Here is a 12,721-nt window from a genome sequence, read left to right as displayed (position 1 = left end):
TCAAACATTGCCGCCGCGCCGCACGTTCGAATACCGATCGATATCCTCCCGCAACGTCCACCCCTGCCGGTGCCAATAACGCCCGGCCGCTTCATTACTTTTCATGACGTCCAGGTGACACTTGTAAATACCCAGCGCGTCCAGACACTCGAGGCAGCGTTCGACCAACTCATGGGCGATACCGCGCTGGCGATACTCGGGCAGCACGATCAGGTGCTGCAGATAACCGCGGCGTCCGTCATGCCCGCACATCACACAGCCGCACAAGGCGCAACCTGCCTCGGCGACGAAACTCATGCCGGGGTTGCGTTCGAGGTAGCGTGCGGTGGCTTCGCGTGAATCTGCGTCGCGCAGGGAAATGCCCGGTGTGCTGCGCATCAGTTCGATGACCGTGTCGTAGTCGTCCAGGGTCATGCTGCGAATCGTGATCATGGGCTAAGCGGCCTGCCGTCTCATGGGCTGCACAGGTTAGCAGAGCCGCTTGATGCCTTGATGACAGCGCTGCCAGAGTCTGCCTATCGCCCCGTAATGTTCTTTCTATTAGAAATCTTCGTGAAGAAGGCTAATCTGCATAAGCATCGGCGAAAGTCGTGCGGTTTCACCCTGATAAGGAGATAACAATGAGCTCAAGTTTGCGACGCACGTTGTGGGCTCGGCTCGCAGCAATCTGATGATCGCTGTGCTGCGTATCTGTAGAGCTGGCCTGATCGTTGAACGAACGGCCGGCATGAACCCAGTGCTGTTGAGTTCCGTCATCACTGTCGGAGGTCCCACAAGTGGACTGGATGGCCGGATGCAAATGACAAAAAGGTGTATCAAGCATGTCAACTGAATCGAAATGCCCCTTCAACCACGCTGCCGGCGGCGGCACCACCAACCGTGACTGGTGGCCCAAGCAGCTGAATCTGAAGATCCTGCATCAGCATTCCTCGCTCTCCGACCCGATGGGCGAGAGTTTCGACTATGCCAAGGAGTTCAAGAGCCTTGACATCGAAGCGGTCAAACAGGACCTGCGCAACGTCATGACCCAGTCTCAGGACTGGTGGCCGGCAGACTTCGGCCACTACGGCCCGCTGTTCATTCGTATGGCCTGGCACAGCGCCGGTACCTACCGCACAGGCGATGGTCGTGGTGGTGCAGGTGCCGGTCAGCAACGTTTTGCGCCGCTCAACAGCTGGCCTGACAACGTCAGCCTGGACAAGGCGCGCCGCCTGATCTGGCCGATCAAGCAGAAGTACGGCCGCAAGATCTCCTGGGCTGACCTGATCGTGCTGACCGGTAACGTCGCGCTCGAATCCATGGGCTTCAAGACCTTCGGTTTCTCCGGTGGTCGCGCGGATGTCTGGGAACCGGAAGAAGACGTGTACTGGGGTTCCGAGACCACCTGGCTGGGTGGTGAAGAACGCTACGGCGTGCAGAAGAAAATGCAGCAACCGGGCGACGGCACGCTGGTGGCCGAGCCGGAGAATCACGCCAACGAAGAAAGCCGTACCGCCAGCGGCGAACGCAATCTGGAAAACCCGCTTGCCGCCGTGCAGATGGGCTTGATTTACGTGAACCCTGAAGGCCCTGAAGGTGTACCGGATCCGGTTGCTTCGGCAAGGGATATCCGTGAAACCTTCGGTCGCATGGCGATGAACGACGAAGAGACCGTGGCGCTTATTGCCGGTGGTCACGCCTTCGGCAAGACCCACGGTGCCGGCCCTGCCGACAACGTTGGTCCTGAGCCTGAAGCAGCCGGCCTTGAAGAGCAGGGTCTTGGCTGGAGGAACAAATTCGGCAGCGGTAAGGGTGGCGACACCATCACCAGCGGCCTGGAGGTGACCTGGACTTCGACGCCGACCAAATGGAGCAACGAGTACCTCGAAAACCTCTTTGGCTTCGAATGGGAACTGACCAAGAGCCCGGCAGGTGCGCATCAGTGGACGCCGAAGAACGGCGCTGGCGCCGGCAAGATCCCGGATGCCCACGATCCATCCAAGCGTCATGCACCGAGCATGCTGACCTCTGACCTGGCGCTGCGCTTCGATCCGGCTTACGAGCAGATCTCCCGTCGCTTCCTGAACAACCCCGAGCAACTGGCCGACGCGTTCGCCCGTGCCTGGTTCAAGCTGACTCACCGTGACATGGGCCCGCTTGCCCGCTACCTCGGCCCGGAAACACCGGCCGAAGAGCTGCTGTGGCAAGACCCGATTCCACACGTTGATCATGCGTTGGTGGATGATCAGGATGTGGCCGCACTCAAGGCCAGGATTCTCGCTTCGGGCCTTTCGGTCTCGCAGCTGGTATCGACGGCCTGGGCGGCAGCTTCTACCTTCCGTGGCTCGGACAAGCGCGGTGGTGCCAATGGCGGCCGTCTGCGTCTGGCTCCGCAGAAGGATTGGGCGGTCAATCAGCCTGCGCAGCTGGCGGGCGTGCTGAAGACCCTCGAGGGCATTCAGAGCGAATTCAACGCGGGTCAGTCGAACGGCAAGAAGGTTTCAATCGCCGACCTGATCGTTCTGGCGGGTAACGCAGGTGTCGAGCAGGCTGCGAAACATGCAGGTCAGCACGTCACTGTTCCGTTTGCACCGGGCCGCGCCGATGCGTCTCAAGAGCAGACCGATGTTGAGTCGTTCAGCTTCCTCGAGCCGATCGCCGATGGTTTCCGCAACTATCAGAAGGGGCATTACAAGGTCTCGGCAGAATCGTTGCTGGTCGACAAGGCGCAACTGTTGACCCTGACTGCACCGGAAATGACTGTACTGCTGGGCGGCCTGCGGGTCTTGAACATCAACGTCGGACAGAGCAAGCATGGCGTCTTCACTGATCAGCCAGGCACCCTGACCAACGACTTCTTCAAGAACCTGCTGGACATGGGCGTGGAGTGGAAAGCGACCGCGGGTGGCACTGATACCTTCGAGGCCCGTGACCGCAAGACTGGCGCAGTGAAATGGACTGGCACCCGTGTCGATCTGGTCTTCGGCTCGCATGCTCAGTTGCGTGCGATTGCCGAGGTGTATGGCAGCTCCGATGCCCACGAGAAGTTCGTCAAAGACTTCGTGGCAGTCTGGACCAAGGTGATGAACCTGGACCGCTTCGACCTGGCCTGATGTGTTTGATGTGCTGAGTTGAAAAAACGCCTCCCTTGTGGAGGCGTTTTTTTTTGCTGCGATCTAGCAAAGGGCGCTGGTTTTATCAGCGGCTCATCATGCTTGCCGCCTGCTCCGTCGCTTCGGTCGTTCTGGTCGCCAGCTTGCGGACTTCATCCGCCACCACCGCGAAGCCTCGCCCTGCTTCACCGGCGCGTGCAGCCTCGATTGCCGCATTGAGCGCCAGGAGGTTGGTCTGGCTGGCAATGCTCTGGATAGTGCCAACTATCTGGGTCAGTTGAGCGATGTTCTCTTCCAGGTTTTTCTGATGCTGTGCTTCGGTATCGCGAAGAGCGTCCTGCTCATGCTTCAAATGCACATCCACCAACGCCCCCACCACCCTCAGCGGAACACCTTCGGGATTCCGGCGAGTCTGGCCGCGCGCACGGAACCAGCGATACTCCCCGGTTTTCATCTTCAGGCGGTACTCGATATCGAACGGAGTCTTGCCAGTCCGGTCATTCAAATGCGCACCGAACGCCGTCAGGCTTCGTTCCTTGTCTTCAGGGTGCAGCCGTGACGCCCAGCTATCCAGTACGTCGGGAAACTCTTCCACCGTTTCAAAACCCAGCAGACGCCTGAACTGTGGAGACCACCAGAAAGGATTGCGCGCATTGACCGGGTCGCCGGCAATGACCTCCATGTCCCAAAGACCGTCGGAGAGCATCTCTCGAGCCAGTTCGAATCGGGTAATGATCACATCGTGTTCCAGATCACGCTCAAGCTCATCATGGATATCCCGCAGAGAACCGGCGACCCGCAACGGCGTTCCGCGTGCGTCCCTTAACGTTTCGCCTTGGGCATAGAACCAGCGATAAGTGCCGTCCTTCATCGCCAGACGATTCTTGACGCGATACGGTGTATTGCCGGAACGGTCATTCAGGTGTTTGGCAAATGCATCCAGCGTGGCTTGTTTATCCTGAGGATGAAGCCGGTCTGCCCAGCTCGCCAATACGTTGGGGAAGTCGCGCTCATCGTTGAAACCGAGAAGCTTGCGCAGTTGCTGCGACCACCAGAATCGATTGTTCGGGTTGACCGGATCGCCCGCGACCACCTCCATGTCCCAGAGGCCCTCGCTCGACGCGCGGTTGACCAGATCAAAGCGGGTTTCATAAGCGGCGGCCGAGGCAGAGGCTTCGCCCAGCAGGTGGCGGGCGGTTTCCAGTTCTTGCTCAAGCGCGGCAATACGTTGCTCGTCGAGGCGACGCTGGGCGCTCAGCGAGCTCCAGCATTCGAGTACCGCGCTTTTTTCAGCACAACCCCCTACTGAGGGCTCAGTGCCACCCTTTAGCGAGGAGATCAGTTGCTGAAGGGCTTTTTTGTCACGACGGGGGCTGAACAGGTGAAGCATGCTGTGGGCTCTCAAAGTAGGAGAAGTTGGCCGAGTCCCTGGCACGTCCCGTCTTTATCGTCCTACCGCCCGGTTTCTGTAATGCCAGATTGCGATCAGATTCACCCCCGCGGCGCAAACCTGCGCAACACAACAACACCCAACACAGCCGACAACACCGACCCGATCAGCACGCCCACCTTGACCTCGTCGACCAGTTCCGGCGCGCCCGGGAAGGCCAGTGCGCCAATGAACAGGCTCATGGTGAAGCCGATACCACACAATGCTGCGACGCCATACAGCTGGCCCCAGTTGCTGCCGTCCGGCAAGCGGGCCAGGCCTGCGCGAATCGCCAGCGCGGCCATGGCGAATATGCCGATCTGCTTGCCGACCAGTAGCCCCAGCGCAACGCCAAGCGGAACCGGGTCCACGAGCTTGTCGGCGGTAATGCCCGACAGTGATACGCCAGCGTTGGCAAAACCAAAGATCGGTACGACGACAAACGCCACCCAAGGGTGCAGCTTTTCCTCCAGATGCAGCAGTGGCGAGCGGGCCTCCTCACCAGGTTTGCCCAGCGGGATGCACAGCGCCAGCGCGACGCCCGCGAGTGTGGCGTGAATGCCGGACTGGAGCATGAAGAACCACAGCAGCGCGCCTACAACCAGGTAAGGCAGCAGTTTTTTAACGCCCAGACGATTCAGTGCAACGAGCACGGCGATGGAGCCCAGCGCTGCCAGCAGCATGGGAATGGAGAGATCGCTGGTGTAGAACAGCGCGATGATCAGCACCGCGCCGAGGTCATCGAGAATCGCCAGTGCAGACAGGAAGATCTTCAGCGACAGCGGCACGCGCTTGCCCAGCAGTGACAGCACACCCAGGGCGAATGCGATGTCGGTCGCTGCCGGAATGGCCCAGCCGCCGATGGTGTCTGGCCGCCCCCAGTTGAACGCCACGTAGATCAGCGCCGGAACCACCATGCCGCCCAGCGCCGCAAAGCCCGGCAAGGCCCTCTGGCTCCAGGAGGCGAGCTGACCGGCGAGCACTTCGCGCTTGATCTCCAGGCCAACCAGCATGAAGAAGATTGCCATCAGGCCGTCATTGATCCAGTGCGAAACCGACAACCCGGCGAACACAGCGTGCAGCGCGGCGAAGTAGCTGTCGGCCAGCGGAGAGTTGGCAACGATCAAGGCCGCCAGCGCAGCCGCCATCAACACCAGCCCGCCTGCGGATTCAGCAGCGAAGAAACGCGTGATGAACGCCAGCGCATTCGGGGATTCGATACGGGGGGTGGGTTTATGCATGACGGCTCCGCGGGGGTACAGCGCAAAAAGGCCGCAACCTTACCATCCGCAGAGCCTGTTGAAGGTCAGGTAAACCTGAGGATACAAATTAACGTTTCCCGGCCGAATACGCGCTGAAAAACGTCGTTGAACAACGCCTGTCGATCAGACAGGCGCCCTGCTCATGTCATTTCTTGACCGTTTCTTCGAGCGTAAAGCGGCCAAACGGGTTCTGGCCCAAGTGCTCGATGTTCTTGCGCGACACGTTGATGTAGGGGCTGTGGTAGAGGTCGATCCAGTTGACGCCCGCATCGTGGTTGATCAGATGATCCACGCTGACCTTGCATCTGAATTCGGCCATGCAAAAGCTGGGGGCCAAAAACCGTGTGCAGGGGGTGGTGCGTGCCGTTCACTACCGTTTACTCGACCACTGACCGGTTTATAGGCCAAAACCTATCATTTTCTATAGTTATGAGACGCAAGACGCCGCGCTATGGTGCACCCAAACTATCCAGCAGGGACCGCCGACATGGCAGATATGACGATCAAGGAAGGTTTTGCGCCCTTTGGCGACTATCAGACGTGGTATCGCATCACAGGCGACCTGCACAGTCCCGACACTCCACTGGTCATTCTGCACGGCGGTCCCGGTTGTACGCACGACTACGTCGATTCGTTCAAGGACATCGCCAGCACCGGCAGGGCCGTTATCCACTACGATCAGTTGGGTAACGGGAAGTCGACCCACCTGCGCGAGGTGAAGCGCGACTTCTGGACAGTCGATCTGTTTTTGAGCGAACTCGACAACCTGCTTGAGCACCTGGGCATCGAAAACAATTACGCATTGCTGGGCCAGTCGTGGGGCGGCATGCTGGCTTCAGAGCATGCCGTGCGTCAGCCCGAAGGGCTGAAGGCGCTGATCATCGCCAACTCCCCCGCAGACATGCACACCTGGGTAAGTGAGGCCAACCGGCTGCGCGAGGATCTGCCAGCTGAGGTCCAGGCCGCGTTGCTCAAGCACGAAAAAGCGGAAACGTTGAAAGACCCGGAATACCTGAAAGCCTCGCGAGTGTTCTATGACCGTCATGTCTGCCGCATCACACCGTGGCCGGAGGAGGTAAAACGTACCTTCGACGCGATTGACGCCGATCCGACCGTCTACCACGCCATGAATGGTCCTACCGAGTTCCACGTCATCGGCACGATGAAGGACTGGACCATCGTCAATCGCCTGAAGCTCATCAGCGTTCCTGCCTTACTGATTTCCGGGAAGTATGACGAAGCCACACCGCTCGTCGTGAAGCCCTACGTGGATAACGTCCCCGATATCAGTTGGTCTGTCTTCGAAGAGTCCAGTCACATGCCCCATGCAGAAGAACGAATGGCCTGCATGGGACGCGTCGCAGGTTTTCTGGACACGTTGGTGGAACACGTTGAAGAGTCCGCAGCTTGACGTCGAGGCCTGATGGATTCGCGCGCTGAGAATTGCAGTATTAGAGTGAATACTTTAATGACGGTCACTCAAATAATGGCTAACTTTATTCACAGTGTTACTGGAACTTTTCACACTACGCGATTGCCCGGCAGCAAATAATGGCATGAAGCCATTATGAAATAACTTTCATCCCCCTTTTGTTAAAGCTCTCTCGTTTTCAGCAGAAAAACAGTCATTGGAAGGAACGTATTTGCCTTCCGCCTGTTTTGCCGCTGGAGGCAACCATGAACCTCAGATCGTTAAGCATTTCACGCAGGGCTTCCCTGTGTTTTGGCGTCATCACCTTGCTGTTGATCGGTCTGGGCGCCTTCTCCTACGTACAGATCGGCCACCTGCGCATAGCCGAGCAGAACATAGAAGAAAACTCACTGCCCAGCATTCAAGTCGTCGACGACATTCAGATCGCCCTGCTTCACGCTCGCCTGGAAAGCATCAGGATGCTTGCCAGCAATGATCCGAGCGTACACGCCACCGCAGAAGCCAAGGTTCGGGAAGCGATCGAGGCGCTGCGTGCCAATAGTGACTTCTATCAAAAACACCTGCTGTCAGGCGAAGCCGACCGGGCGCAATTCGAAGAGGCCAATAACAAGATGGGCGTCTACATTGATGGCTTGAAACAGGTCGTCGCACTGGACAGCGCTGATCACGACAAAGCGGTCTCCCTCGCCAACGGAGAGCAGGCCCAAAAGGCCGCTGCCTATCAGGAAAAACTCACTGTGCTACGTGGGCACAATGCTGAAGAGGCGGTCGTCTCCGGGAAAGATGCCACTGCAGTCTACGACCACAGCGTCAACGTGTTGATGATTGTGCTGATCGCAGCGTTCCTGCTTACCGTGGTACTCGCGATTGCACTGACACGCAGCATTGTCGACCCGATCAGCGTCTCGCTGAAACTGGCGGAAGACATCGCCGCCGGTGACCTGACCAGGCAATTGAGCGTTAGCGGCAGCGATGAAGCCTCACGCTTGATGACGGCCCTGAATACCATGTCGGGGAATCTACGCACCACCATTCATGAAATTTCCGGTGCGTCTGCGCAACTGAGCACCGCCGCCGTCGAAATGACGTCGATCACCGAAAGTGCCGACCGCACACTGCAGCAGCAGAACAGCGAAATCGAGCAGGCAGCTACTGCGGTAAACGAAATGAGCGCTGCCGTAGAAGAGGTCGCTCGTAATGCTACCTCGACCTCGCAGGCCGCCCAACAGTCGAGCCTTTCCGCTGACCTGGGTAACCAGCGCGTTGCTGAAACCCTGACAGCCATGCACAACCTGACGGGTCTGGTCGAGGGCTCTTCTGCACAAGTCACCGCGCTGGCCGGTCAGGCTCAGAACATCAGTAAGGTGCTGGGCGTAATTCGCGGCATTGCCGAACAGACCAACCTGCTGGCACTGAACGCAGCCATCGAAGCCGCGCGTGCCGGCGAACAGGGTCGCGGCTTCGCTGTGGTAGCCGATGAAGTACGGGCTCTGGCGCACCGCACACAGACGTCCACGCAAGAAGTCGAACAGATGATTTCAGAGATTCAGGCCGGTTCTTCCGCCACGGTCGAGTCCATGCAAAGGAGCACCCAGGAAGTTCACAGCACTCGCAAGACCGCAGAAGACGCCGGGGAGTCGCTGCGCCAGATCACCGACTCGGTACTCGAGATCAATAACCGTAATTTGCAGATCGCCGCGGCCTCCGAACAACAAGCGCATGTAGCGCGCGATGTCGACAGAAGCCTGGTCAGCATTCGTGACCTTGCCGTGCAGAGCAGTGAAGGCACCCGGCAGACACTGATCGCCAGTACCGAACTGTCGCAGTTGGCGGTCAACCTGAACGATCTGGTGCTGCGCTTCAAGACGTAACCCAGACATCTACGCCGACCAGACATGACAGAGGGCAGCAGATTCGTCTACTGCCCTTCTTTTATAGAGTCAGTAGCGTTCGGCAAAAAACCTGCAATGACTCCTCCCCTCCCCAGCCTCTCCGTTCAAAACCTGTAACCCGCGCAACCCTGCTGACAGACTTTCAGGCGCATCGCTTTCCTTAGTTGAAACAGGATCCCTAAAGACCCTGTTCACGAGCCCGGACTATTTGAAAAAGCCCGTAACGTTGACAGCGGCATTAAACTCATTCGATAGTTGACGGCGAACAACAAAATATTTCATGTAAGCCACGATCAGGTATGACACGATCACTTCCTGCACGGGATCGGCAGCGTCCGGCGTACTGCCAAGGCCGCATCAGTGCTTTTTATGACCAGGGTGAGACATTTTGAACAACAACCTGACTTCCGCAGAGCTGGCAGTCATCAGTGAAATCGAGGCCACTTCCAGTCTGTTAAGGCTGGTAACCCGGCTGACCGGGCTAAGATTTGCGGCCATTGCCAAAGTCACCGAGGCCAGCTGGACCGCATGCGCTGTTTACGACGAAATTCAGTTCGGGCTGGAAGCCGGTCATCAGCTCAAGCTGGAGACCACGTTCTGCAATGAGTTGCGTCTGCACCGCCAGCCTATCGTAATCAACGAAGTCGCGACCGACCCCGTCTACGCAGAGCATCCCATTACTAAAATGTACGGTTTCCAGAGCTACTTCTCGTTGCCGATCATTTTTCCCAACGGCGATTTCTTCGGCACCCTGTGCGGCCTGGATACCAAGCCTGCGCCACTCGATGACGCCAATACCCTCGATACCCTGAAAGTATTCTGCACGCTGATAGCCAGCACCCTGTACGCGCACTATCAACTGCAGGAAATGCAGGAGATACAGGAAGTCACCGCTTAAGGCATGGAATGCCTCAAACGCGCAGTTGCCGCTCCATGATCAATGTGCGCTCTTCTCCCTCCAGATGTTCCCGCACCACGCTGAAACCCAGCGCCAGATAGAACTCCCGCGCAGTCAAGGATGACGGTACAACCATCCGCGCCGCGCCCGCCTTGCGTGCGACAACCTCCAGCTCGGCCATCAACAAACGCCCGATCCCCTGCCGATGCCTGTCAGGGTCAACAAATACCGAGCGCACGACCTCACCCTCCAGACTCGCAGTGCCTCTCACCACGTGACCCTCTGACGCCACGAACACTTGCCGCTGTTGCATGAGCTGCTCGATCGCAGCCGGGCTGAAACTCAATTGCACGCGCTCGATCACACTGGCGGGATAGTCCTTGGCATTGCTGGTTCGCAAGGCCGCCAATACCACGCGGCTGATGGCATCAGCGTCCGCCATGCCGGCGGGTCGCACCTCGATGTTCATGGTATAGCTCCTGATTACCTTGCGATGGGTGAGCTCATTTTCAGAGAGAGCAGGCAAGCAACACACGCCTTCATAAGATGAAGCCTTTGCTCACTCAGCACGTAAAAAACGTAGCCGAAGAGCCTGCATGACGGCACTCGATTTACTTATTTTCGGCCAGTCGACGAATGGTAGCACTGGCAACATACTGTAAATAAAAGGCCAACCCCTCGCCGTGTGCGGCTTGAACAACGATAGCGTTCAAAAAATCCGATCTGCGGCCGATTAATCGGTATCTCGCCGCTGTGGTCGGAATCTTTTCGTCTGTTAAAGTGAGTTTCGTGATGTCATATAGTCATCATCGAGTACCCATTGAGAATCATCATGAACGCCAGTGCCCCCATTCCCCTGAATGAAACGCAACGTCTGTTGCGCATACGGGAGCTGTGCGTACTTGAAGATACGTCCGATGACGTATTCGATGAAATCGTCGCGATGACCGCTGCATTTTTCGAGACGCCGATTGCCCTGATCTCGATCGTCGATGAGCATCGTCAGTGGTTCCGCGCCAGGGTGGGCCTGAATGCCCGTGAAACACCGCGTAACGTGTCCTTCTGCGCCTACACCATCCTTTCCGACACGCTGTTCGAGATTCCCGACGCGACGCTCGACCAACGCTTCGTGAACAACAGCCTGGTCACCGGCCACCCTGACATTCGTTACTACGCAGGCGCTCCACTGATCACCGATGACGGCATTGCCCTGGGCAGCCTGTGCGTGATCGATACTAAACCGCGCGAGCCGATGAGCGAGTACCAGACGCAGATGCTCAAGCGCTTTGCCTCACTGGTCATGAAGCGCATTGTCGGCCTCAGACTCAGTTGCTTCATTGATCAGCCCACCGGCTTGTACAACCGCTCGCGCCTGCAGGAAGACATCAGTCAGGCAGTGGCATCCAGTGTCGATTATCAGTTGGTCGTGGTGGACATGATTACCTCGGCGTTCCTCAACGACATCGTCAAGGCCCTGGGTTACAGCTTCTCGCAGGATCTGGTGACGGCGATCAAAAGCCGACTGGAGTGCCTGCTGCCGCCGACCTGTTCCCTGTACAAGGTCAGCCCTACGCGCTTCGGCTTTCTGTTGGCTGGCGATCGCACGCCCGAACACCTGTTTCGCACCATCCTCAAAGACTTCGAGACGCCCGTTGAGTGCCGGGGCATTCCGGTACAGATGCAGGTCGGCCTGGGAGTCGTGACCCTGAACCGCAATCCGGCCGAAGAACAGGACTGGATGCGCATGGTCATCAGCGCCGCCGACGATGCCCGCGACCGCGATCTCGGCTGGGCGATGTATGAACCGCACTTCGACGCCGCCCAGCAGCGTGCTTTCAAACTGCTCAGTTCGTTGACCGGGGCGGTGCACGCTGACGATCAACTGCGTCTGGTCTACCAGCCGCGCATCGACCTCGACTCCGGCCTGTGCACGTCGGTAGAGGCCCTGCTGCGCTGGAATCACCCCACGCTCGGGGCCATCGGGCCTGCCGAGTTCGTGCCGCTGGCCGAGAAGACCGCGCTGATGCGCCCGCTGAGCCTTTGGGTGCTGACCAGTGCTATCGAACAGGCCGCTCGCTGGCAGCAACAGGGCTTCGATTTCCGTATTGCGATCAACGTGACGCCCGAAGACCTCACCGGCCCTGCGTTCACTGACCGGATGATCCGTCTGCTGGGCAAGCACAAAATCGACCCTACCCGCTTCGAGCTGGAGTTCACTGAAGGCGCGTTGATGCACAACCCGGCAGAAGTACGCCACCAACTGGAGCGCATGCGTCAGATGGGCATGGATGTGGCAATCGATGACTTCGGCACGGGCTACAGCAACTGGAATTACCTGCGGCAGTTGCCTGCGACGACGGTCAAGCTCGACCAGTCGCTGATCCGCAATCTGGCGTCCGACAAAACCGATCAGCGTCTGGTCAAGGCATTGATCGGTCTGGCCAAGAAGCTCGGTTACTGGGTCGTGGCCGAGGGCATCGAAACCGATGAGATTCGTCGCCTGGTCAAGCAGTGGGGTTGCGATGAAGGCCAAGGCTACCTGATCGCCAAACCCATGGAAGCCGAGGCTCTTCTGAACTGGATCGGCCCGAACCAACGCCTGCAGAGTGCTGCCCAAGCCGCAGAAGCGGCAATCGTGCGCGACAAACGGTTATAACCTTAGAACACATCTTCATAACCGTTTACACCACAAGCCGTTATGCTGCCCGCCACTTTT

General features: G+C 58.2%; 9 protein-coding genes and 2 pseudogenes. 6 read left to right on the top strand and 5 right to left on the bottom strand.

Going from position 1 to position 12,721, the window contains the following annotated elements:
- Window positions 1–432, bottom strand: coding sequence for a GNAT family N-acetyltransferase (locus tag JOE34_RS10775; protein WP_096113345.1), 432 nt, complete (start codon window positions 430–432; stop codon window positions 1–3).
- Window positions 433–821: 389 nt separating this feature from the next.
- Here JOE34_RS10775 and katG point away from each other — a divergent pair, with 389 nt between their 5' ends.
- The gene (gene katG, locus JOE34_RS10770; protein ID WP_016568988.1) at window positions 822–3,092 is read left to right on the top strand and encodes a catalase/peroxidase HPI; all 2,271 of its coding nucleotides are present in this window, start codon (window positions 822–824) and stop codon (window positions 3,090–3,092) included.
- An 85-nt stretch (window positions 3,093–3,177) separates the two neighbouring features.
- Here the strand turns inward: katG and JOE34_RS26050 are convergent, their stop codons facing one another.
- From JOE34_RS26050 to JOE34_RS10755, 3 genes and pseudogenes are all read right to left on the bottom strand, one after another.
- On the bottom strand, window positions 3,178–4,482 hold the full coding sequence (locus JOE34_RS26050; protein ID WP_004416121.1) for a PAS domain-containing protein: 1,305 nt from the start codon (window positions 4,480–4,482) through the stop codon (window positions 3,178–3,180).
- 101 nt (window positions 4,483–4,583) lie between these two features.
- Window positions 4,584–5,762 (bottom strand): Na+/H+ antiporter NhaA, encoded by a 1,179-nt coding sequence (gene nhaA, locus JOE34_RS10760; RefSeq protein ID WP_161421134.1) that lies wholly within the window; start codon window positions 5,760–5,762, stop codon window positions 4,584–4,586.
- A gap of 166 nt (window positions 5,763–5,928) precedes the next feature.
- Window positions 5,929–6,051, bottom strand: a pseudogene (locus JOE34_RS10755) (ABC transporter substrate-binding protein); the annotation flags it as partial.
- Window positions 6,052–6,070: 19 nt separating this feature from the next.
- On the opposite strand from JOE34_RS10755, the pseudogene JOE34_RS10750 reads away from it, so the two are divergent.
- From JOE34_RS10750 to JOE34_RS10735, 4 genes and pseudogenes are all read left to right on the top strand, one after another.
- Window positions 6,071–6,175, top strand: a pseudogene (locus tag JOE34_RS10750) (LuxR family transcriptional regulator); the annotation flags it as partial.
- Window positions 6,176–6,270: 95 nt separating this feature from the next.
- Window positions 6,271–7,194, top strand: a complete 924-nt coding sequence (locus JOE34_RS10745; RefSeq protein ID WP_003424608.1) for a proline iminopeptidase-family hydrolase — start codon at window positions 6,271–6,273, stop codon at window positions 7,192–7,194.
- Between the two features lie 266 nt (window positions 7,195–7,460).
- A complete protein-coding gene (locus JOE34_RS10740) occupies window positions 7,461–9,086 on the top strand; it encodes a methyl-accepting chemotaxis protein (RefSeq protein ID WP_161421135.1) in 1,626 nt (541 codons plus the stop codon).
- Window positions 9,087–9,495: 409 nt separating this feature from the next.
- Complete coding sequence (locus JOE34_RS10735; protein ID WP_003340514.1) at window positions 9,496–10,005, top strand: GAF domain-containing protein; 510 nt, start codon at window positions 9,496–9,498, stop codon at window positions 10,003–10,005.
- Between the two features lie 13 nt (window positions 10,006–10,018).
- Here the strand turns inward: JOE34_RS10735 and JOE34_RS10730 are convergent, their stop codons facing one another.
- A complete protein-coding gene (locus JOE34_RS10730) occupies window positions 10,019–10,474 on the bottom strand; it encodes a GNAT family N-acetyltransferase (protein ID WP_032662673.1) in 456 nt (151 codons plus the stop codon).
- A 363-nt stretch (window positions 10,475–10,837) separates the two neighbouring features.
- Here JOE34_RS10730 and JOE34_RS10725 point away from each other — a divergent pair, with 363 nt between their 5' ends.
- Window positions 10,838–12,661 (top strand): EAL domain-containing protein, encoded by a 1,824-nt coding sequence (locus tag JOE34_RS10725; RefSeq protein WP_003395119.1) that lies wholly within the window; start codon window positions 10,838–10,840, stop codon window positions 12,659–12,661.
- The last annotated feature ends 60 nt before the right edge of the window (window positions 12,662–12,721 follow it).

This window comes from Pseudomonas sp. PvP028 (genome assembly GCF_017832255.1).
Taxonomy (GTDB): domain Bacteria; phylum Pseudomonadota; class Gammaproteobacteria; order Pseudomonadales; family Pseudomonadaceae; genus Aquipseudomonas; species Aquipseudomonas syringae.
This window is presented reverse-complemented; position numbering and strand designations above follow the sequence as displayed.

Excerpts from the sequence above, each read along its gene's own strand:
- JOE34_RS10775 (WP_096113345.1), bottom strand. The coding sequence starts at position 432 with ATGATCACGATTCGCAGCATGACCCTGGACGACTACGACACGGTCATC.
- katG (WP_016568988.1), top strand. The coding sequence starts at position 822 with ATGTCAACTGAATCGAAATGCCCCTTCAACCACGCTGCCGGCGGCGGC.
- JOE34_RS26050 (WP_004416121.1), bottom strand. The coding sequence starts at position 4,482 with ATGCTTCACCTGTTCAGCCCCCGTCGTGACAAAAAAGCCCTTCAGCAA.
- nhaA (WP_161421134.1), bottom strand. The coding sequence starts at position 5,762 with ATGCATAAACCCACCCCCCGTATCGAATCCCCGAATGCGCTGGCGTTC.
- JOE34_RS10745 (WP_003424608.1), top strand. The coding sequence starts at position 6,271 with ATGGCAGATATGACGATCAAGGAAGGTTTTGCGCCCTTTGGCGACTAT.
- JOE34_RS10740 (WP_161421135.1), top strand. The coding sequence starts at position 7,461 with ATGAACCTCAGATCGTTAAGCATTTCACGCAGGGCTTCCCTGTGTTTT.
- JOE34_RS10730 (WP_032662673.1), bottom strand. The coding sequence starts at position 10,474 with ATGAACATCGAGGTGCGACCCGCCGGCATGGCGGACGCTGATGCCATC.
- JOE34_RS10725 (WP_003395119.1), top strand. The coding sequence starts at position 10,838 with ATGAACGCCAGTGCCCCCATTCCCCTGAATGAAACGCAACGTCTGTTG.